19 protein-coding genes and 1 pseudogene are annotated in these 21523 nt (G+C 39.3%); 15 read left to right on the top strand and 5 right to left on the bottom strand.

Annotation, left to right across the window (positions count from 1 at the left end; genetic code table 11):
* Positions 1-25: 25 nt before the first annotated feature.
* The 12 genes and pseudogenes from H5159_RS19870 to adk form a co-directional block, all read left to right on the top strand.
* Positions 26-241: pseudogene (locus H5159_RS19870) on the top strand (hypothetical protein); the annotation flags it as partial.
* 67 nt (positions 242-308) lie between these two features.
* Positions 309-1166, top strand: coding sequence for a DUF692 domain-containing protein (locus H5159_RS19865; protein ID WP_024596352.1), 858 nt, complete (start codon positions 309-311; stop codon positions 1164-1166).
* A 36-nt stretch (positions 1167-1202) separates the two neighbouring features.
* Positions 1203-1955: a DUF2063 domain-containing protein gene (locus tag H5159_RS19860; protein WP_182780906.1), complete on the top strand. Its 753-nt coding sequence runs from the start codon at positions 1203-1205 to the stop codon at positions 1953-1955.
* A 72-nt stretch (positions 1956-2027) separates the two neighbouring features.
* Positions 2028-2150, top strand: coding sequence for a hypothetical protein (locus H5159_RS21130; protein WP_259398718.1), 123 nt, complete (start codon positions 2028-2030; stop codon positions 2148-2150).
* Between the two features lie 171 nt (positions 2151-2321).
* Positions 2322-2867, top strand: coding sequence for an adenine phosphoribosyltransferase (apt, locus tag H5159_RS19855; RefSeq protein ID WP_002962303.1), 546 nt, complete (start codon positions 2322-2324; stop codon positions 2865-2867).
* Between the two features lie 3 nt (positions 2868-2870).
* The gene (gene dnaX, locus H5159_RS19850; protein WP_182780905.1) at positions 2871-5396 is read left to right on the top strand and encodes a DNA polymerase III subunit gamma/tau; all 2526 of its coding nucleotides are present in this window, start codon (positions 2871-2873) and stop codon (positions 5394-5396) included.
* Between the two features lie 60 nt (positions 5397-5456).
* Complete coding sequence (locus H5159_RS19845; protein WP_002962306.1) at positions 5457-5783, top strand: YbaB/EbfC family nucleoid-associated protein; 327 nt, start codon at positions 5457-5459, stop codon at positions 5781-5783.
* 7 nt (positions 5784-5790) lie between these two features.
* Entirely contained in the window at positions 5791-6399 is a 609-nt protein-coding gene (gene recR / locus H5159_RS19840; protein WP_008165968.1) for a recombination mediator RecR, read from the top strand.
* Between the two features lie 296 nt (positions 6400-6695).
* A complete protein-coding gene (locus H5159_RS19835) occupies positions 6696-8597 on the top strand; it encodes an MFS transporter (protein ID WP_121953896.1) in 1902 nt (633 codons plus the stop codon).
* A 4-nt stretch (positions 8598-8601) separates the two neighbouring features.
* On the top strand, positions 8602-9327 hold the full coding sequence (locus tag H5159_RS19830; protein WP_259399134.1) for an RluA family pseudouridine synthase: 726 nt from the start codon (positions 8602-8604) through the stop codon (positions 9325-9327).
* A gap of 118 nt (positions 9328-9445) precedes the next feature.
* A complete protein-coding gene (gene htpG, locus H5159_RS19825; protein WP_024592695.1) occupies positions 9446-11359 on the top strand; it encodes a molecular chaperone HtpG in 1914 nt (637 codons plus the stop codon).
* A gap of 188 nt (positions 11360-11547) precedes the next feature.
* Positions 11548-12192, top strand: a complete 645-nt coding sequence (gene adk / locus H5159_RS19820; protein ID WP_010553395.1) for an adenylate kinase — start codon at positions 11548-11550, stop codon at positions 12190-12192.
* An 88-nt stretch (positions 12193-12280) separates the two neighbouring features.
* Here adk and tpx read toward each other — a convergent pair whose 3' ends face one another.
* A complete protein-coding gene (gene tpx / locus H5159_RS19815; protein WP_182695637.1) occupies positions 12281-12862 on the bottom strand; it encodes a thiol peroxidase in 582 nt (193 codons plus the stop codon).
* A gap of 233 nt (positions 12863-13095) precedes the next feature.
* Here tpx and H5159_RS19810 point away from each other — a divergent pair, with 233 nt between their 5' ends.
* Both H5159_RS19810 and H5159_RS19805 read left to right on the top strand, forming a co-directional pair.
* Entirely contained in the window at positions 13096-14100 is a 1005-nt protein-coding gene (locus tag H5159_RS19810; protein ID WP_182780903.1) for a response regulator, read from the top strand.
* Positions 14101-14103: 3 nt separating this feature from the next.
* Positions 14104-15075: a diguanylate cyclase gene (locus H5159_RS19805; protein WP_024592692.1), complete on the top strand. Its 972-nt coding sequence runs from the start codon at positions 14104-14106 to the stop codon at positions 15073-15075.
* Positions 15076-15172: 97 nt separating this feature from the next.
* Here the strand turns inward: H5159_RS19805 and H5159_RS19800 are convergent, their stop codons facing one another.
* From H5159_RS19800 to H5159_RS19785, 4 genes are all read right to left on the bottom strand, one after another.
* Entirely contained in the window at positions 15173-16687 is a 1515-nt protein-coding gene (locus H5159_RS19800; protein ID WP_182671670.1) for a SpoVR family protein, read from the bottom strand.
* A 19-nt stretch (positions 16688-16706) separates the two neighbouring features.
* A complete protein-coding gene (locus H5159_RS19795; protein ID WP_182780902.1) occupies positions 16707-17990 on the bottom strand; it encodes a YeaH/YhbH family protein in 1284 nt (427 codons plus the stop codon).
* Positions 17991-18021: 31 nt separating this feature from the next.
* Positions 18022-19944 carry a PrkA family serine protein kinase gene (locus H5159_RS19790; protein WP_138489317.1) on the bottom strand — a complete coding sequence of 641 codons (1923 nt, stop codon included), beginning with the start codon at positions 19942-19944 and terminating at the stop codon, positions 18022-18024.
* 210 nt (positions 19945-20154) lie between these two features.
* Positions 20155-20736 (bottom strand): superoxide dismutase, encoded by a 582-nt coding sequence (locus H5159_RS19785; protein WP_002960323.1) that lies wholly within the window; start codon positions 20734-20736, stop codon positions 20155-20157.
* 266 nt (positions 20737-21002) lie between these two features.
* Between H5159_RS19785 and H5159_RS19780 the strand changes: the two genes are divergently transcribed.
* Positions 21003-21341, top strand: coding sequence for a Grx4 family monothiol glutaredoxin (locus H5159_RS19780; protein WP_004335359.1), 339 nt, complete (start codon positions 21003-21005; stop codon positions 21339-21341).
* Positions 21342-21523: the final 182 nt, after the last annotated feature.

The raw sequence follows: 21523 nt of genomic DNA, 5'->3' as shown, positions 1-21523 counted from the left end.
CAAAGGAAAAGTGGGCGGATAAGAAAAAGATAAACAAGAAGGTCAAGACGGCGAAGGCAAATGTGGTGGCGGCGCAAAAGATAAAAAAGAAGGTAAATGAGGCGAAGGTAAGTATGGCGGCGATGCAAAAGACGCAAAAGCTAAAACAGAAGACAAATGTGGTGAAGGTAAATGTGGCGGCGACGCTAAAAAAACTAAAAAAGAAGGTAAGTGCGGCGAAGGTAAATGTGGTGGCCGTTAATATCTTATTCTAAATAAGTTATGCTAAAAGGGCCCTAAGGCCCTTTTTTGTTAAGTTAGAGGTAGTTATGATACAAACTCAAAGTAAAGATTTTGGGATGGTGGGCCTTGGCCTACGACGAGAAATGCTTGATGAGCTGCTTGAGCATGTACCTAATCAAGTAGACTTTTTAGAAGTTGCGCCAGAGAACTGGTTAAAACTGGGTGGACGCTTTAAAAAGCAATTTAAAACATTAACCGATGCTAATAATTTTGTGTGTCATGGATTATCACTGTCTATCGGTTCTCCCGAACCTCTTGATGTTGAATTTGTTAAGTCTTTAAAAGTGTTTTTTGAAGAGCACAATATAAAAATTTTTAGTGAGCACTTAAGTTACTGCTCCGGTACAGGGCATATGTATGACTTAATGCCCATTCCATTTACACAAGATGCCATAGCACATGTTGTACCTCGCATTAAACAAGTTCAAGACATACTAGAGCAGCAAATTGCGATAGAAAATGTTTCCTATTATGGTGCTCCTGGACAGCAATTATCAGAGCTTGAATTTACGAATATTATTTTAGAGCAAGCTGACTGCAAGCTTTTACTTGATGTGAATAACATTTATGTTAATTCGATAAATCATGGCTACAACGCGCAAGCATTTTTAACTGGGTTACCCTCTAATCGTATAGCCTATGGGCATGTTGCTGGCCATTATAATGAGGCTGATGACTTAATTGTTGATACACATGGCGCTGATGTGATTGATCCTGTTTGGGAGCTACTCGATAAAGCATACGAAGTGCATGGCGTATTTCCCACCTTGCTTGAGCGCGATTTTAATATTCCTACCATGAATGTTTTAACCAAAGAGTTAGATATAATTCATGATCTACAAGCTAAACACTTTGATTCAACTGTTTCAAAACAACGAGCTTAATATAAGCCTTTATCAACATTAAAAGAGTGCCTAGTTATGAGCTTTATTGAAATACAAAACGAATTTATGGCGCATATTCGCGAGCCTCAAAAAAATAAAAAGCCCAGCGGTATCGAAGACAGGCGTATGGCTATTTATCGCGACCTATTTTTTAATAACATTGAAGGTTTTATATCATCAGGTTTTCCGGTATTAAAAACGTTATATACCCAGAAGCAATGGCAAGCCCTCGTACGCCAGTTTTTTAGCGAATATGATTGTCATTCGCCGTACTTTTTAGACATAGCAGGGGAGTTTATTAATTACTTATCAAGTGATTATAAAATGAAAAAATACGATCCCGTGTTTATGCTTGAGCTTGCCCATTATGAATGGGTAGAGCTAGATGTATCCATTGCACACGAAGATGAGCAAGAGAAAAAATTACAAACAACAGCGCTCACTAGTTCAGCTTTATATTTATCGAAAATGGCAAGAAATTTAAGTTATCAATTTCCGGTTCAAAATATTAGCAATCGCTTTAAACCAAAAGAGCCATCACCTCAGCCTAATTATTTTGTTGTATATAGAGACGAAAATGACGACGTTCAATTTCTGGCTACGAATGCGATGACAGCTTTGCTATTGTCAATCATAGAGGCAAGCGAAGGCGCGACATTTGACAACGTCTGCCAACAGGTATTAGCTCATGCACCACAATTTAATGCAGAGCAAATTGCTCAAGGTGCACTGGTTACTCTTAATGCTATGGTTGAACGCGGAGTGATTGTGACAAAAAATCAAGGCTAAGGTCTTTATTGATGATTTTACATCGTCTATTATGGCAGCCTTATTTGCCGTGCTTAATAAAAGGTTGTACCAATGTCAGATGATAAAGACTTTAAAGATCCGTTCAACGTTACTTACTTTCTTGCTTTTTTAGCTGTATTTGCAGGGATTGGTTGTTTAAATGCAATATTAGGCTGGATCACTAGCTTAACGTAAAATGTATAGCGTTTATTAAGGCTGTTGCTAACTTCAGCCTTGAACCACTTTATTTTAATTACCCCGTCCATATTTAATACTTCTTTTATAATAACGCCAAACTCGCAATTAAAGGTTAGTTAAGGTTATAATCACCTGCTTTGTAATATAAACAATTGAGCAGTTAAAATTATGACTCAAGTAACACCAGCAATTATCAAAAACAGCATAACTACAATTGCTGATTATCCAAAAGCGGGCATTATGTTTCGCGATGTAACCACTTTAATGGCAAATCCAGAAGCCTTTAAAGCAACTATTGACGCGTTTATCGCAGAATATAAAGATCAGGGCTTTACTAAAATCATAGGCACAGAATCACGTGGTTTTATTTTTGGTGCGCCATTGTCTTATGCGTTAGGCATTCCGTTTATTCCAGTACGTAAACCAGGTAAGTTACCACGCGAAGTTATTCGCCAAGATTACTTACTTGAGTACGGTGAAGACACGCTAGAACTGCATGTAGATGCAATTGTACCTGGCGACAAAGTATTACTAGTTGATGACTTATTAGCAACTGGTGGCACAATTGAAGCCACTGCTAAGTTAGTTAATAAACTAGGTGGCGAAGCCACAGATGCAGCATTTGTTGTATCACTACCAGAACTTGGTGGCGAGCAGCGCATCAAAAAAATGGGTATTAAAATCCTAAAATTGGTTGAATTCGAAGGCGAGTAATCGATGAGTTATCAGGTTCTAGCGAGAAAATGGCGTCCTCAAACCTTTCATGAATTGGTTGGGCAGTCTCATGTTAAGCAAGCGCTTGTAAATGCGCTTACGCAAAATAGACTGCATCACGCTTATTTATTCACTGGAACCCGCGGTGTAGGTAAAACCACCATTGCACGTATTTTTGCTAAAAGCTTAAATTGCGATGAAGGTATATCTGCAAATCCGTGTGGACAATGTAGCAGCTGTTTGGATATAGAAGCAGGGCGCTACATTGACCTACTCGAAATAGATGCGGCTTCTCGTACAAAAGTAGAAGACACTCGCGAAATACTTGATAACGTTCAATATGCACCAACGCGTGGACGTTATAAAGTATACCTAATCGATGAAGTTCACATGCTTTCTAAGCACAGCTTTAACGCGCTTTTAAAAACGCTTGAAGAGCCACCAGAGCATGTGAAATTTTTATTGGCGACCACCGATCCTCAAAAATTACCAGTTACTATTTTATCTCGCTGTCTACAATTTAACTTAAATGCCTTGTCGCAAAGTGAAATTAAAACACAGCTTGAACACGTACTTACTCAAGAGCAGCTTAGCTTTGATACCGATGCACTTAGCATTATTTCAAAAGCCGCTGATGGCAGTATGCGTGATGCACTTAGCTTAACCGACCAAGCTATTGCGCAAACAAATGGTGATATTAATAATCAAGCAGTCCAAACTATGCTTGGTTTAATGGATACCCATTACAGCCAAAGCTTGCTTGCAACATTACTTGCTCAAGATGGTGCTGCATTAATGGATGAGATTGCGCAGGTGGCAAGTCGTAATCCTAATTATGTGGCATTGCTTGATGATTTAATTGCACTTACGCATTTGACTCAACTAACCCAGTTAGTGCCAGAAGCGGCAGGGCTTGATGAAAAAAATGTAGATTATATTGCTCATGTTGCACAGCATACGAGCCCACAGCAAATTCAAGTTTATTATCAGTTGCTGTTAAATGGTAAAAAAGATTTACAATGGGCACCAGAGCCTCGCTTAGGTTTTGAAATGATTATGCTAAGATTATTAGCATTTAAGCCTACAGACGCGCAACAAACTGTACACACAGCAAACGAAGAGCCGGCCCCAAATAAACAAGGCCGCGCAAATGCACTGCGAGATATATTAAATAAAAATAAAACATCGCAAAACACCGTCGCTGGCCAAAGTAGTACTCCAGTAAATAATACTAAGCCAGTTAGCAATGCAGAGCAGCCTAAAGCCGTCGAGATAGAGCCTTCAGCTAACGCAGCCGCTCAGTCATCAAATAATGAAGTCGTGCAAAGTAATAATGAGCCTGCCCAAGTTGCAGTAGAGCAACCGGTTCAACAAAGTGAAAACGCTTCAAAGCAACAGGCTTTAGCTAAAGAGCAACCACAAACCAATGTTGTTTCAGATGCTCAAGCCCAGCGACAAAGTGAAGATGAAGCTTATATGCTCCATAGTGATGCTGAACAAACGCTGGCCTCGCAATTTGACGATATAATGAGTAGCGCTGTAGATCAGGGTTTTAAACCTGCACCTACTGCAAACTCAGAGTCTTCACCAGAGCCCTTAACAAATCACAATGCAAGTACGCCAATAGCTGAACAAGAAGCGCAGGCGCAATCTGCCATTGCTCGTATTTTACGTGACAGAAACATATCCGGTGCGGGTAGGTTATCAAGCAAGAGTACAAGCACCTCTGCAAATAATGTAGCAGCGCAGCCAAACCAAGCGCCCGCTAAAAAGCCTGAACACCAGCAAAGAATGCCTAAAGCTCAAAGTGTTAACCAAGATAGTACCGCTGAAAATACAAACGAGCTCAACAGCGTTACAAACGTAGCACCTAGCGATCCCCCACCTTGGGTGAATGATAGTGCAGATGCAAGTGAAAAAAAGCATGAGCTCCCACTAACAGGGAGCGAAAGCCAGGCACATGGTCACGCTAATACAAAACCAGCACGAAAAGTTGATTTTAAAGAAAAGCATCAAACAATTACCGAAAATCTAGCGCCAGAGCTACTTGAGCAAATAAACCCTCAAAAAGTACCTGAAGCAGCGCCCGAGGAAATTAGCATTCCCGTGCCTGATGATTTTCAAAGTCCAATTAGTGAAATTAGATTTGCACATCAACAAGATGAATGGGCTTATTTAATTAAACGTATGGGACTGGGTGGTCGTATGCGCCAATTTGCGTTGCATTCAATATTTACCAAGCAAGGCAACAGCTTACATATAGACGTTGATGAATCACAAAAGCATTTAGATACACCGATGCTTCGCCAAAGATTAGATGCCGCATTGTCGAGTATTTATGAGCATAACGTGTCGTTAAGTATTAATTTTGCTAAGGGAGTTATTGATTCTCCTTATCTTATTCAGCAAAAAATAGATGCAGGACGTCATCAACAAGCAATCGATGTGATCACATCGGATGAAAACATAGTACAATTTCAGCAAGTATTTAGCGCCGAAATTGACGAAAACAGTATTCAGGCATTGTAATTACTTACAATCGCCCTTATGTTCATGTTAATTAATGTATTAAAAGAAAGAGAGAAAGTTATGTTTAAAGGTGGAATGGGCAACATGATGAAGCAAGCGCAGCAAATGCAAGATCGCATGCAAAAAGCCCAAGACGAAATCGCAACATTAGAAGTTGTTGGCGAAGCCGGTGCCGGTTTAGTTAAAGTAACCATGCTTGGTAACCACAATGTACGTCGTGTTCAGCTTGATGAAAGCCTTATGGAAGACGACAAAGACATGATTGAAGACTTACTTGCAGCAGCATGTAACGATGCTGTACGCCGTGTTGCAGAAGAAACACAAGAGCGCATGGGTAAAGTAACTGGCGGTATGCAATTACCACCAGGTATGAAAATGCCGTTTTAAGTAAATAATGCAACTTTCAGATAGTTTAAATCAACTTATAGAAGCACTGCGCTGTCAACCGGGCATTGGTCCAAAGTCAGCGCAACGTATTGCTTTTCACTTGCTTGAGCGCGACCGAAAGGGAGGCACTCAGCTGGGCAATGCATTGACCAAAGCAATGACAGCCATAGGGCATTGTCAGTCTTGTCGTACTTTTTGCGAACAAGCTCAGTGCGATATTTGTTTAAGTACAAAACGCCAAGACAGCGGCATATTATGTGTTGTTGAATCGCCTACTGACGTGCTTGCCATTGAGCAAACGGGTCAGTACTTAGGGCTATACTTTGTTTTAATGGGTCATTTATCGCCAATTGACGGTATCGGCCCTAAAGAAATTGGCTTAGACGTTTTAGAGCAAAAACTTGCTCAAGGCGGTATTAATGAGGTTATTTTAGCGACTAACCCTACCGTTGAAGGCGATACTACAGCTCATTATATTGCTCAGCTTTGTCATAAATATAAAGTAGGTGCTTCGCGTATTGCTCACGGTATTCCTGTGGGGGGCGAGCTTGATTTAGTAGATGGTAGAACGCTTATGCATGCTTTTAGCGGCAGGCGTTTAGTTACACAAGACTAACTCTAAGTTACTATTTGAAAAGATATTATAAAGGCCTGCATGATTAAATCATGTAGGCTTTTTTGTTTTTAAGGTAAGCTTAGAAACAATCAAATACCAATCCGCAATAATACTTAATCATTTTGCGGGGCTAAACGTGTCGCTACCTGCGTTAAAAAATTCTCATTTAGAACAACTAAATAGCGAATTTTTTGCCTAGCTATCAACACGTTTTTCCGCCCTCAAAATAGATCATTTAATTAAACAAATTGGTATAATATATTTTTGGGCTATGTCTCTAATTAGTAAGGAATACAATGAAAGATAATCAACCCTACCAAGGTACATTACTGGGTAGTAAGCGTTTTTTACCGCTTTTTATTACGCAGTTTTTCTCAGCGATAAACGATAACGTGTATAAGCAATCAGTGCTTATTTTATTGATATTCCAGGCTGCAACGCTTGCTGATGGCGCACTTTATTCAAATATTGCTGCTGGGTTATTTATCCTACCTTTCTTTTTATTTTCAGGAATGGCGGGGCAGCTAGCTGAAAAAACAGAAAAATCCAAACTAATCAGAATCGTAAAGCTATGTGAAATCCCTATTATGGTTGTAGGGGCTGTCTCTATTTTAACGCAGTATGTTTGGCTGATGTTAGCCACCGTATTTTTAATGGGCGTACAAAGTACGTTTTTTGGTCCATTAAAGTACTCTATTTTACCGCAGCACGTAGCCCCTAACGAATTAACAAAAGCGAATGGCTTGGTTGAATCAGGCACGTTTGTAGCAATATTAATTGGTACAATTTTTGGCACCTATTATATTACTCAATCAGTAGGGCCTACGCTTATAAGTATTGCCGTATTAGTACTGGCTGTTATGGGTTATGTGAGTAGTCGCTTTATACCCATTAGTGAGGCAAACGAGCCTAACTTAAAATTTACCTATAATATATTTTCATCCACGAAAAACGTATTTTCAGCACTTAATTCGCAAACAGAATCGGTTGGTAAATCAGTCCTCGGGATCAGTTGGTTTTGGTTAATTGGCGCAATTATTTTAACGTCCCTACCAAATTATGTAAAACACACAATGGGCGGCGATGAACTGGTTGTAACTAGCGCGCTTGTTGTGTTTTCACTAAGTATTGCTATTGGTTCGTTATTGTGTGAAAAGCTTTCTCGCTCTCGAATAGAATTAGGAATTGTGCCTTTTGGCGCTATTTTAATTACCTTGTTTTTATACTTACTGAGCCAAGAGAGCGCTATTAGCTCTTATTTACCTCAAAACCTTGAATTATTGACGCTTGAGCAGTTATTAAAAACAGGCGACATGTTGTGGCATTTTGTATGGATGGCAGGCATTGGTATTGGCTCTGGTTTTTATACTGTACCTCTGTATGCGCTTATTCAACAGCGTACTGAAGAGTCGAGTCGCTCACGAGTTATAGCGGCTAACAATGTGTTAAATGCACTGTTTATGGTGGGCAGTGCTGTTTTAAGTATTGTAACGCTGTCTGTTTTTCAGTGGAGTATTTCAGAGTTGCTACTGTTACTTGCTGGGCTAAACTTGCTTATATCTGTTTATATTTATACCAAAGTACCAGAGTTCTTTTTACGATTTATTATATATATTTTAGCTATTTGTATGTACAGAGTGCGTACAAAAGGTGAAAGTAATATTCCAGATGAAGGCGCTGCCGTTATAGTGTGTAATCACGTGAGCTTTGTCGATTGGATGTTTATTTTAGCAGCATCACCAAGGCCTATCCGATTTATGGTATTTGCCCCTATTTATTATTCGCCAGCCCTACATTGGTTATTTAAAATGGCCAAAGCTATTCCCATTAACAGTGAAAAAACCAATCCAGAAGCGTTTAAAAAAGCGTTTGACGAAGTGGCTGCTGCGCTTAATAAAGGCGAACTTGTTGGTATTTTCCCTGAAGGAAAACTAACCAGTGACGGCTCTATCGATATTTTTCGCCGTGGAATCGAGCGCATTATTGAGCGCTCACCTGTGCCCGTTATCCCTGTGCATTTAGGGGGCCTGTGGGGAAGTATGTTTAGCCGAAAAGCTAAGTGGCAACTACCACGATTAAAATGGTCTTTGGTGTCGGTTGCAGTAGGTACCCCGATTGCCGCTGACAAAGTAGTAGCAGACGATTTACGTGAGCAAGTATTGGCTTTAAAAGCGCTTCATTCAAAAGATATTGACTAATTTAATGGCTAACTCAACATCGCAAACACCTTCAGCACCACACATGATTGTTGATGACTTTGTAGCGCCTAAGTGCGACGGGTTTATTGAAATATTATATCAAGATGACGATATTTTATTGATCAATAAACCCAGTGGGTTATTAAGTTTGTCTGGTAAAAACCCCCTTAACTGGGACTCAGTACATTACCGTTTAGTACATGGTCAAAAAGGGTTAACAGCCGCATTTGCTGAGGCTAAGTTACCGCATCGGTTAGATTTGGGTACATCGGGCATTATGATTGTTGGATTAAACGCCGAAGCGTCAAAGCATCTTAATAAACAGTTTCAAGCGCGCACTATTCAAAAGCGTTATGTAGCGATGCTTGAAGGGTGCTTAGCTGTTGATGTGGGGTCAATTACTGCGCCAATAGCAAAAGATAAACTGCTTTTTCCGCGAGTTAAAATTTGCCAAACGATGGGCAAAGTAGCGGTGAGTGAATACAGTGTGCTTGAGCGGCTTAAACAGCCGTGCAGAACCTTAGTGCAATTTACGCCCGTTACCGGACGTACCCATCAACTACGAATACACAGCCAGTTTATAGGGCATCCAATTTTAGGCTGTGATTTATATAAAAGTGCACAAAGTGAGTACATGGCAGGACGCTTACAATTACATGCCAGCGATTTATATTTTGAACATCCAACAACAGGTGAAAAGATTCATATTAATTGTCTGCACCCATTTTAGATAAACGAGATATTCTATTTTTTCGTTTCACCTTTTTTTGATTTTTCCCTTGAAGTTCTAACACCTCACCCCATATTAAGTGCATAACGCAGACACTTTGCAAATTGGAGATATATAAATGACTGCAGCACAAAAAGAAACATTAGGCTTTCAAACAGAAGTAAAACAATTATTAAACTTAATGATTCATTCTCTTTATTCTAATAAAGAAATATTTTTACGCGAGCTTGTGTCAAACGCATCAGATGCGGCAGACAAGTTACGCTTTTTAGCGCTTTCTCAAGGCGACCTTTACCAAGGTGATGCCGACTTACGTGTTCGTATTAGTGCTGATAAAGAAGCAAATACAATTACCATTTCTGATAATGGTATTGGTATGACACGTGATGAAGTAATAAGCTCATTGGGTACTATTGCAAAGTCGGGTACTGCTGAGTTTTTTAAAAACTTAACGGGTGATCAAAGTAAAGATTCACAATTAATTGGTCAATTTGGTGTTGGTTTTTACTCAGCATTTATTGTTGCTGATTTAGTAACTGTTCGTACACGTAAAGCCGGTGAAACAACCGCTTACGAGTGGGAATCTCAAGGTGAAGGCGAATACACGCTTCAAGAAATTGAAAAAGAAGGCCGTGGTACCGACATTATTTTACATCTTCGTGATGAAGAAAAAGAATTTGCTGACGATTACCGCTTACGTGGCATTGTTACAAAATACTCAGACCATATTTCAACACCTGTACAAATGTTTAAAGCAGAAGTACCAGAGTCTGAAGGCGAAGACGGCGAAAAAATTCCAGCAGTACCAGGTGAGTGGGAAAGCATTAACCGTGCAACTGCATTGTGGACGCGTGATAAGTCAGAGCTTTCTGATGAAGAATACAAAGAGTTTTACAAGCACGTAAGCCACGACTGGGAAGATCCACTTAGCTGGGCACATAATAAGGTTGAAGGTAAAACTGAATACACGAGCCTTTTATACATCCCTAAAAAAGCACCTTTCGATTTATGGAACCGTGAACGTCAAAGTGGCTTAAAGCTTTACGTACAACGTGTATTTGTAATGGATGATGCTGAGCAGTTCATGCCAAGCTACCTTCGCTTTGTAAAAGGGTTACTAGATTCAAACGATTTACCTCTAAACGTATCTCGTGAAATTCTACAAGACAACAAAGTAACGCAAGCTATTCGTAAAGGGTGTACATCGCGCATTATTAAAATGCTTGAGCGTATGGCTAAAAACAAAGCTGACGATTACCAAGTATTTTGGAATGAGTTTGGCCAAGTAATGAAAGAAGGCCCAGCTGAAGATGCGGCAAATAAAGAAGCCGTATGTAAGCTACTACGTTTTTCGTCTACTCATACCGATTCAGAAACGCAAGATGTGTCGCTTGAGCAATATGTTGAACGTATGAACGAAGACCAAGACAAAATTTACTATGTAGTAGCTGATACATTTACTTCTGCGAAAAATTCTCCTCATTTAGAGATTTTCCGCAAAAAAGGGATTGAAGTATTGTTACTAAGTGACCGTGTTGACGAGTGGATGATGAGCCACTTAACTGAATTTGCTGATAAGCAACTACAGTCAATCACACGTGGTGATCTAGATCTAGGTAAGCTGGACGACGAAGAAACTAAAAAAGCACAAGAAGAGTCTGAAAAAGAGATGGCTGGCCTTGTTGAACGTATTAAAACAGCACTAGGTGATGACGTTAAAGAAGTGCGCTTTACGCACCGCCTAACAGATTCTCCAGCATGTGTTGTAAGTGACGACAACGACATGAGCTCACAAATGCAAAAGCTAATGGAATCTGTTGGTCAAGCAGCACCAGAAGCAAAACCTGTGTTTGAGCTAAACCCAGAGCATCAACTTGTTAAGCATTTGAATGACGAACAAGATGAAGATAAATTTTCACAGTGGTCACATGTTTTATTAGACCAAGCATTACTTGCAGAGCGCGGTACACTTAAAGATCCAACAGGATTTGTTACTCGCCTAAACAAACTAATGCTTGAACTAAGCAAGTAGTCAGTTAACTATTTAGTTAATAAAAGTGTAAATTATATACTTTAAATAAAAGGGAACGTATGTTCCCTTTTTTAATGCGCTGTAAATACATCAACAACTCATCAATTAGTATAAGTTGCTTGAGTATCGGCGGCGCTTGTGGAAGAATTCAGGCTTTAAAATAAATATCCATACTAGGGGACAATAATATGCGCATTATTCTTTTGGGCGCGCCGGGTGCAGGCAAAGGTACTCAAGCTCAGTTTTTAATGGACAAATACGGTATTCCACAAATTTCTACTGGCGACATGTTACGTGCAGCAATTAAAGAGGGCACGCCATTAGGCTTAGAAGCAAAAAAAGTAATGGATGCTGGTCAACTAATTTCTGACGATATTATTATTGGTTTAGTAAAAGAGCGTATTACTAAAGCTGATTGTGAGAAAGGTTTTTTACTTGATGGCTTCCCACGCACAATTCCTCAAGCTGATGCGATGAAAGAAAATGGCGTAGTGGTTGATCACGTTATTGAATTTGACGTGGCTGACGAAGTGATTGTTGAACGTATGGGCGGACGTCGCGTTCATCCTGGTTCTGGTCGTGTTTACCATATTGTATATAATCCACCAAAAGTGGAAGGTAAAGACAACGAAACTGGGGAAGACTTAATTGTTCGCGCTGATGATACTGAAGAAACAGTACGTAAACGTTTAGGTATTTATCACGAGCAAACTATGCCATTAGTTGATTACTACCAAGCAGAAGCTGCTGCTGGTAATACTCAATACCACAAACTAGATGGTACACAAGCTGTTGAAGCTGTAAGTTCACAACTTGGTGAGCTTTTAGGTTAAATATAAAAGCACATTAAAAAACCGCCAATTGGCGGTTTTTTGTTTTAAGGCTGTTTAGCATTGCTTAATCAGTGCTATTTAATCGGCTTTACAACGTTTTAAGTTTCTCAATTACGCTGTTGTATTCTGGTTCAGTTGAAAGGCTACTAACTAATTGTTTATAAATGACGTTATGGCTTTCATCTAAAATAAATACCGTTCGCGTTAATAAGCCCATATCTTTAATAATCAATCCGTATTTTTGGCCAAAATCGCGCCAAACAGAATCTGATAACGTAGTGATTTTATCGATATTTTCAGCTTTGCAAAAACGCTTTTGAGCAAATGGTAAATCAGCACTAATTGTTAGCATAACTACACTTGGGAATTGTGAGGCTACTTTTTCATTAAAGTGCTTAGTTTGCAGGCTACAAATGCCGGTATCTAGGCTGGGTACTACACTTATTAATACAGCTTGGCCTTTATAATCCTCAAGTGTCACTGGAATAAAGTTGTCATCAACAACTTTAAAGTTTGGCGCACTATCTCCAATTGAGATACCTTGACCTAATAAAGTGACTGGTTTGCCTTGCGCGGATACTTTTCCTGCATCAAGCGTGTTTTCTGGATAGTCGGCTGCAATAGCCACAGAACAAAATGAACTCAAAGCAAAGGCAAGTGAACGTAACATAAGGTATTTCCTTTTAAATTAACGCAATGGGCGTCAGTGTATTATACTGGGCTATAGTTACCAAGTGATTAAACCTGCTTAATAGAGTGGGTATTAGCTCTGAAATATAAAAATTGTAACTATGCTAAACTTTGATTAACATGAAGTTACAAAAGATATCTTCAATAATAAAAATAAAAACCATCATAAAATGATTTTAATGCTCATTACTGGTTTAGAAACAGAGAGATAATATGTCAACATCGGTATTAATATGTGATGACTCGAAATTAGCTAGACGTCAGCTAGCTCGCTCATTACCTGAAGATTGGGACATTAAAGTTGAATTTGCAATTGACGGCGTTGATTGTATAAAGCAAATAAAGTTAATTGAACCAGAGATACTTTTTCTCGATTTAAACATGCCAGAAATGGACGGTTATGAAGTTTTAATCGCTATGAAAGAACAGGGGCTTAATATTCTCACTGTTGTTGTCTCTGGTGATATACAACCAAGTGCACACCAAAGAGTGCTTGAGCTTGGTGCTATCGATTTTATTCAAAAACCATGTTCTCCCGAAAAACTAGCCAGCATAATTGAACACCATGGGATTAAAGATAAAGCCATGCGTGAGCGTCTCTCTCATTCGCTAGGAGAGCAAGTCGACCCTGATGTTCGGGATATATACCAAGAGCTAACTAACGTTGCTATGGGGCAGGCTGGGGATTTACTTGCACGTCTTCTTAATGTATTTGTAGAGTTACCAATTCCTAATGTGAATATTTTGGAAGTTAATGAACTCGATATGGCGCTGCAGTCTATAGATAATAACGCAGCTACATCGGGTGTGTGCCAGGGCTTTATTGGCGGTGGTATTTCGGGCGAGGCGCTATTACTTTTAAATGATTCAAGCTTTAAAGAAATAGCTTCTTTGATGAACTATGACGGCGAGTTAAACGATAAAGTTGAACTTGAGCTGCTTATGGATATTAGTAATATTTTGATAGGCGCTATTTTAACGGGTCTTTCAAAACAGCTCGATATGTCATTTAGTCAAGGGCACCCGATTGTACTTGGCCAACACAGAGATGTGTCTGAGCTTGTTAAATCAAACAAGTCACGTTGGCAACGCACCCTTGCTATAGAGATTAGTTACGGTATTGAAAACCATGATATAAATTGCGACCTCATGCTGTTATTTACTGAAGATTCACTTAAAACTTTGAAGTATAAAGTTGCTTACCTATTAGAAGATTAAGTTATGGCTGCAGATTTAGAAATGAATGAGATCCATTGGCTTATGGATATGTTTAATACCGTTGATGTAGGCCTTGTAGTACTTGATAGAGATTATAAGGTGTGTGTATGGAATGGTTTTATGGAAAACCATTCAGGGCTTCTACCAAGCGCAGTAAAAGATAAAGACCTATTTGATTTATTTCCAGCAATAGACGAAAAATGGTTTAGAAGTAAATCAGAATCGGTTTTTGTTTTAAAGAACCGCTCTTTTACGATTTGGGAGCAGCAGCCATACATTTTTAGGTTTAAAAATTATAGACCTATTACTGGTAAAGCTGATTACATGTATCAAAATGCGACATTTATCCCTCTTACAAATACGATGGGCGAAGTTAGCCATATTTGTATTATTTTGTATGATGTAACAGATGTCGCGGTAAATAAAAAAGAGCTTGAAGAGTTAAACAAAAAATTAGAACAAGTAAGTCAAACAGATAGCTTAACGCAGCTTGCAAACCGTGGACACTGGGAAGGTACGCTACGCCAAGAGTTTTTGAGAGTTAAGCGAAGTGGTGGCTGTAGTACATTATTAATGTTTGATATTGACCACTTTAAAAAAATAAATGATGAATATGGCCATAGCTGTGGTGATGAATCGCTTCGTCATTTATCTAACTTACTACGTACGACGCTGCGCGAAACTGATGTTGCAGGGCGCTATGGCGGTGAAGAGTTTGCAGTAACATTACTTGATACAGATAAAGAAGGCGCTTTTGTATTTGCTGAGCGTTTAAGGGTATTGATTGAAACTAACCCTGTTAAGTATAAACACTTTGAAATAACAATGACGGTAAGTATAGGGCTGGCTGGTAGCAGTAATGATTTTAAAAATCATGAGCGCTGGATAGAGGCTGCAGATAAAGCACTGTACCAATCTAAAAATACAGGGCGAAATAAAGTAATAGCCTACGAAGACATAAAAAATGACGCTTAAGCGTCATTTTTTATGTCCAGAATTTAGGGTTAAATAATAGTTTTTTTTACAATCTGCTGAGCAAACCCAATCAGTATGAAAATTTTATTGCTCTTCATTATTGTGTTGTGTGTCTAGAGTCATCTATTGGGCATTGACCAATCATTGAAACCTCACCAGAATTTGACTCTTGCTCTAGTTTTACTTTAAAGCCCCATAATCTGTAAAGATGCTTAAGTACTTCCTCGTGCGAGTTTGCTAAAGGAATATTGTTATGAGGTACATAGCGTAGGGTTAATGAACGGTCACCTCTAATATCAACATCATACACTTGAATGTTAGGCTCATGATTACTCAAGTTGTACTGCGCAGAGAGTGCTTCTCTTACAGCTTTATAGCCGTTGTCGTTATGTATTGCGCCAATTTCTAGATGGGGATTATTAGTATGGTCAATAATAGTAAATAATTTAAAATCACGAATTAACTTAGGCGATAAAAACTGGCTAATAAAACTCTCATCTTTAAAGTTTTCCATTGCAAAATGCAGTGTATCTAGCCAATTACTGCCTGCATATTCAGGAAACCAGCGTTTATCTTCTTCAGTTGGGTGTTCACATATTCTGCGAATATCAACCATCATATTAAAGCCTAAAGCATATGGGTTAATGCCTGAATAATACTTACTGTTATAAGGTGGCTGATAAACTACGTTGGTGTGGCTTTGTAAAAACTCTAACATGAAAGAGTCGGTGAGCTTTCCCTCATCATATAAGTGATTAAGGATGGTGTAATGCCAAAAAGTTGCCCAGCCTTCGTTCATTACTTGAGTTTGCTTTTGTGGGTAAAAGTATTGCGAAATTTTACGAACAATACGTATCACTTCACGTTGCCAAGAATCGAGTAATGGGGCATTTTTTTCAATAAAATACAAAATATTTTCTTGAGGTTCAGAAGGGAAATGGCGAACTTTCTTTTTGGTTTCTTGCTGTTGCTCAGGAATAGTTCGCCATAATTCGTTTACTTGCGATTGAAGGTAGTCTTCGCGCTCTTGTTGGCGTTTTTGCTCTTCAAATAGCGATATTTGTTGTGGACGTTTGTAGCGATCGACCCCGTAATTCATTAATGCATGACATGAGTCGAGTAGGGCTTCTACTTGTGTAATACCATGCTTTTCTTCACAGCGGCTTATGTAGTTTTTAGCAAATACCAAGTAATCAATAATTGAACCTGCATCGGTCCAGGTTTTAAATAAGTAATTACCTTTAAAAAATGAGTTATGTCCGTAACACGCATGTGCCATTACAAGCGCTTGCATAGGTAGGGTGTTTTCTTCCATTAAGTACGCAATACAAGGGTCTGAATTTATCACTATTTCGTAAGCGAGACCCATTTGTCCGCGCTTATAATTTTGCTCTGTTTGAATGAACTTTTTACCGTACGACCAATGACTGTAGCCAATAGGCATACCAACGCTTGAATAAGCATCCATCATTTGCTCTGCGGTTATCACTTCAATTTGATTAGGGTAGGTGTCTAACCTGTAGTGAGCTGCAACACGGGCAATTTCACCTTGGTACTCATCTAATAAATCAAAGGTCCAATCTGGGCCATCACTCAATCGTTTATCATTCATAATGTTACCTCGCTTTAGGCTATGCAGAGTTTTGCTGTTGACGACCTTTTTTAAATAGCTCCCTAAAAATTGGGTAAATATCTTCAACGCTTTGGATATGCTGTATAGCGAAATTATTATGGCTGTGTGTTATAGATTCATATTCGCGCCATAGACTTTGATGAGCACGAGTGGTTATTTCAATATAAGCAAAATAGCGTACTGCGCTTAAGAGCTTATTACGTAATATTTCACCACACTGCGGGGTGTCGTCCGCCCAGTTATCGCCATCAGAGGCTTGTGCGGCGTATACATTCCACTCGTTTGCGTGATAACGCTCTTTTATTATTTCGTTCATTAATTTAAGTGCGCTCGAAACAATAGTGCCACCAGTTTCTTGAGAGTAAAAAAACTCTTGTTCGTCTACTTCTTTAGCTTGTGTGTGGTGGCGAATATAAACAACTTCTATGTCTTTATAACTGCGCGTTAAAAATTGATAGAGCAAAATATAAAAACGCTTTGCCATGTCTTTTGTTGGCTGATCCATTGAGCCTGACACATCCATAATACAAAACATCACGGCTTTGCTGGTGGGGTGAGGGCGCTTTTCGTAATTACGAAAACGTAAATCGTAGTTATCAATAAACGGAACCGACTTAATTTGCACTTTTAATTCTGCAATTTCTTTTTGTAATAAAGCAATTGCCGCTTTATCGTTATGTGGACCAGCAAGCAGCAGAGCAAGTTGTTCTTCGAGCTCTTTTAAACGGCGTTTTTTACCTGCACTCATGGCAACACGCCGTGCAAGCGAGCCTTGAAGAGAGCGTACAATGTCAATATTACTTGGCATGCCGTCGCTACAAAATCCTGCGCGATGGGTTTTCATTTGCACTAACTTATCAAGTTGGTTTTCTTGTAAGTTAGGAAGTTCTAGATCTTCAAACAGTAAATCAAGGTATTCATCTTTTGATATTGAAAATACAAACTCATCTTGTCCCTCGCCCGAATCGCTGGCGTCACCTTCACCGGCACCACCGCCTTGTCCGCCTTTAGGGCGCTCAATTTTATCACCTGTAGAAAACTGATCGTTACCAGGGTGAATTTGTTCTCTATTCCCGCCTTGCCCTTGATGAAATGTAGGTTCGCTGATATCGCGTTGTGGAATAGAAATACTCTCACCAGAGCTTGAATCGGTAACGCTGCGTTTGTTAATCGCATCTGAAACCGCTTCTTTAATTTGTTTTTTATAGCGCCTAATAAAGCGCTGGCGATTAAGCGTACTTTTATTTTTTCCGTTTAAACGCCTATCTATAAAATGCGCCATATTGACCTCCTATATACTACGACTATGAAGGTTATTGCGATTTTCTAACCCGTAAATACCACTCAGAAAGCAAGCGAACTTGTTTTTGTGTATAGCCTTTTTCGACCATACGGTTCACAAAGTCTTCGTGCTTTTGCTGATCCTCTGCAGACGTTTTAGTATTAAACGAAATAACAGGGAGTAAATCTTCGGTATTAGAGAACATTTTTTTCTCAATCACCGTGCGTAGTTTTTCGTAGCTTGTCCATAGTGGGTTTTTACCGTTGTTGTGTGCACGGGCACGCAGTACAAAGTTCACTATTTCATTACGAAAATCTTTAGGATTAGAAATACCCGCTGGCTTTTCTATTTTTTCAAGTTCAGCATTTAGCGCTGCGCGGTCAAATAGTTGCCCTGTATCGGGGTCGCGATATTCTTGGTCTTGTATCCAAAAATCTGCATAAATAACATAACGGTCAAAAATATTTTGTCCGTATTCTGAGTACGATTCTAGATAAGCGGTTTGCAGTTCTTTACCTATAAACTCGACATATTGTGGAATTAAATAGCCTTTTAAAAAGCTTAAATAACGCTCTTCTATTTCACTTGAAAATTGCTCGCGCTCTATCTGTTGCTCAAGCACATAGAACAAATGCACCGGATTTGCAGCAACCTCAGTGGTATCAAAGTTAAACACACGGGACAAAATTTTAAACGCAAAGCGGGTAGAGAGCCCCGTCATACCTTCATCAACACCTGCGTAATCACGATACTCTTGATACGATTTTGCTTTAGGGTCGGTGTCTTTTAGGGTCTCGCCATCGTATACCCGCATTTTAGAATAGATACTTGAATTTTCTGGCTCTTTTAAACGTGATAGCGTCGTAAATTGCGCCAATGTTTTGAGTGTACCCGGTGCACATGGCGCGTTGTATAGCTCGCTGTGCTCAAGTAATTTGTCGTAAATTTTAATTTCTTCAGTCACACGTAAGCAATAAGGGACTTTTACAATATAAACACGGTCTAAAAATGCTTCGTTGTTTTTATTGTTTTTAAAGGTTTGCCACTCAGACTCATTAGAGTGAGCGAGGATCATGCCATTAAAGGGCAGGGCGCTAATACCTTCTGTGCCGTTATAGTTACCTTCTTGGGTGGCGGTAAGTAAAGGATGCAGCACTTTAATAGGCGCTTTAAACATTTCTACAAATTCCATCAGCCCTTGGTTAGCTAAACATAAAGAGCCAGAGTAGGCGTATGCATCAGGATCGTTTTGGGCAAAGTGCTCAAGCTGGCGAATATCGACCTTACCAACCAGTGCTGAAATATCTTGGTTGTTTTCATCTCCTGGTTCGGTTTTGGCAATGCCTATTTGGTTTAAAATAGAAGGGTAGCGTTTAACCACTCTAAACTGGCTAATATCACCATTGAATTCTTTTAAGCGTTTGCCAGCCCAAGGCGACATAATGGTTTTTAAGTAGCGCGGTTTAATACCGTATTCTTTGCTGAGTACGTCTGCATCTTCGATAGGATCAAACAAGCAGAGGGGGTGGTCGTTTACAGGAGACCCTTTAATTGAATAAATAGGCACTTGTTGCATTAAATACTTTAGTTTTTCAGCAATGGATGATTTACCCCCACCAACAGGTCCAAGTAAATAAAGCACTTGTTTGCATTCTTCAAGCCCTTGGGCGGCGTGTTTTAAATAAGAGACTATTTGCTCAATGGCGTCTTCCATACCATAAAAATCAGCAAAGGCAGGGTAGCGTGCAACTACTCTATTAGAAAATAACCGGCTTAGTCGTGCATCCGTTGCGGTATCTACCATGTGTGGTTCGCCAATTGCCATGAGTAGGCGTTCTGGTGCGCTGGCGTAGGCAGACTTATCGGTTTTACAAATCTCAAGAAATTCAGCGATACTGTATTCTTCTTCCTGTGCCGCTTCGTATCGTGCTTGGTAATGCTCAAAAATCGTCATAATAACCTCCGAAACCCGCTGTAAAAAGGTGCTTACCTTTTAAAGTCTAGTCACGAATGTATATTTTTGTGCAATAAAATTAAAAATTTAAGTGAAAAAAGATCATGTTACTAAAAGCGTTTTATTAAATGATGAGGCGCTTAGGTGTGAAAAACAACAAACAAAAAAAGACGCCTAAGCGTCTTTTTTACATTAGCGTTTAAAGGCTAATTAAGCGAAGTTAGCGTTCGCGAATTCCCAGTTAACAAGCGACCAAAAACCTTTAAGGTAATCTGGACGAACGTTACGGTAATCGATGTAGTAAGCGTGTTCCCATAAATCCACTGTAAGGATTGGAGTAACGCCATCATCAGTTAATGGTGTAGCAGCGTTAGATGTATTAACGATGTCTAGTGAACCATCAGCAAGCTTAACTAACCACGTCCAGCTTGAACCAAAGTTATTTACTGCTTTGTCATTTAATGCATCTTTAAACGCATCAAAAGAACCCCATTTAGCGTTGATTGCATCAGCAACTGCGCCAGTAGGCTCGCCGCCGCCGTTTGGAGATAAGCTGTTCCAGTAAAAAGTATGGTTCCAGATTTGTGCTGCGTTGTTAAATACGCCGCCTTCTGATGAACATACGATCTCTTCTAGAGATTTGTTTTCAAACTCAGTACCAGGGATTAAACCATTAAGCTTAACCACGTAAGTGTTGTGGTGTTTGCCATGGTGAAACTCTAGCGTTTCTTTTGAAATATGTGGCTCAAGTGCGTCGATTGCATATGGTAGTGACGGTAGTTCAAATGCCATTTTTTTATCTCCATCTTCTTTGGTTGATAGTCCATTTGGTAATACGTAATGCCTGTTGAAACAGAGCAGTTACCTATACCAAGCGGTAATATAGTGTTACTATAATTGTTGAGTATTTTACTCAAGTTTAAGCAAACAGCAATGCTATTGCGAAAGACTATTTCAATTGCGGCTTTATTTGCCCATTTTAAGTTATATATTTGTGGTCACGATGAGTTATTTTCAAGACCTAAATATATTTAGCTATCGTTACTTTGAGGTTGTAGATGGAAACCATTGATAAAATTAAACAGCAAATTTCAGAAAATCCAATAATCCTTTTCATGAAAGGGTCACCAAAATTACCAAATTGTGGTTTTTCTTCACAAGCATCGCAAGCGTTAATGTCATGTGGTGAACCATTTGCATACGTTGATATTTTACTTAATCCAGACATTCGTGCTGAGCTTCCAGCATACGCAAATTGGCCAACATTCCCACAACTTTGGGTAGATGGCGAATTAGTTGGTGGTTGTGACATTATTATCGAAATGTTTCAACGCGGTGAATTACAGCCGTTAATTACTGAAACTGCTGCTAAATACAAAGAAGCTGACGCAGAGTAATTTATTACTCAACCTGAACTCAGGTTATTAAGCTCTTTAAACACAAAGCCACTTTTTAAGCTGTCTCTTGATCACAAGTCTGACTCAAGAGATTTTGCTAAATCGTAGCCTTCCAGGATGGCTTGTAACTTAAGCCATCCTTGCCATAACACTTTCACAGATGCACGCCCTGTGCGCTTGGT

The sequence above is a fragment of the Pseudoalteromonas sp. SG43-1 genome, from assembly GCF_014164415.1.
Taxonomy (GTDB): Bacteria; Pseudomonadota; Gammaproteobacteria; order Enterobacterales; family Alteromonadaceae; genus Pseudoalteromonas; species Pseudoalteromonas distincta.
Note: the sequence above shows the minus strand (reverse complement) of the source record. Positions and strands in the feature narration are given on the sequence as shown.

Coding starts and splice junctions, on each gene's coding strand:
- H5159_RS19865 (WP_024596352.1), top strand. CDS start 309: ATGATACAAACTCAAAGTAAAGATTTTGGGATGGTGGGCCTTGGCCTA.
- H5159_RS19860 (WP_182780906.1), top strand. CDS start 1,203: ATGAGCTTTATTGAAATACAAAACGAATTTATGGCGCATATTCGCGAG.
- H5159_RS21130 (WP_259398718.1), top strand. CDS start 2,028: ATGTCAGATGATAAAGACTTTAAAGATCCGTTCAACGTTACTTACTTT.
- apt (WP_002962303.1), top strand. CDS start 2,322: ATGACTCAAGTAACACCAGCAATTATCAAAAACAGCATAACTACAATT.
- dnaX (WP_182780905.1), top strand. CDS start 2,871: ATGAGTTATCAGGTTCTAGCGAGAAAATGGCGTCCTCAAACCTTTCAT.
- H5159_RS19845 (WP_002962306.1), top strand. CDS start 5,457: ATGTTTAAAGGTGGAATGGGCAACATGATGAAGCAAGCGCAGCAAATG.
- recR (WP_008165968.1), top strand. CDS start 5,791: ATGCAACTTTCAGATAGTTTAAATCAACTTATAGAAGCACTGCGCTGT.
- H5159_RS19835 (WP_121953896.1), top strand. CDS start 6,696: ATGAAAGATAATCAACCCTACCAAGGTACATTACTGGGTAGTAAGCGT.
- H5159_RS19830 (WP_259399134.1), top strand. CDS start 8,602: ATGGCTAACTCAACATCGCAAACACCTTCAGCACCACACATGATTGTT.
- htpG (WP_024592695.1), top strand. CDS start 9,446: ATGACTGCAGCACAAAAAGAAACATTAGGCTTTCAAACAGAAGTAAAA.
- adk (WP_010553395.1), top strand. CDS start 11,548: ATGCGCATTATTCTTTTGGGCGCGCCGGGTGCAGGCAAAGGTACTCAA.
- tpx (WP_182695637.1), bottom strand. CDS start 12,862: ATGTTACGTTCACTTGCCTTTGCTTTGAGTTCATTTTGTTCTGTGGCT.
- H5159_RS19810 (WP_182780903.1), top strand. CDS start 13,096: ATGTCAACATCGGTATTAATATGTGATGACTCGAAATTAGCTAGACGT.
- H5159_RS19805 (WP_024592692.1), top strand. CDS start 14,104: ATGGCTGCAGATTTAGAAATGAATGAGATCCATTGGCTTATGGATATG.
- H5159_RS19800 (WP_182671670.1), bottom strand. CDS start 16,687: ATGAATGATAAACGATTGAGTGATGGCCCAGATTGGACCTTTGATTTA.
- H5159_RS19795 (WP_182780902.1), bottom strand. CDS start 17,990: ATGGCGCATTTTATAGATAGGCGTTTAAACGGAAAAAATAAAAGTACG.
- H5159_RS19790 (WP_138489317.1), bottom strand. CDS start 19,944: ATGACGATTTTTGAGCATTACCAAGCACGATACGAAGCGGCACAGGAA.
- H5159_RS19785 (WP_002960323.1), bottom strand. CDS start 20,736: ATGGCATTTGAACTACCGTCACTACCATATGCAATCGACGCACTTGAG.
- H5159_RS19780 (WP_004335359.1), top strand. CDS start 21,003: ATGGAAACCATTGATAAAATTAAACAGCAAATTTCAGAAAATCCAATA.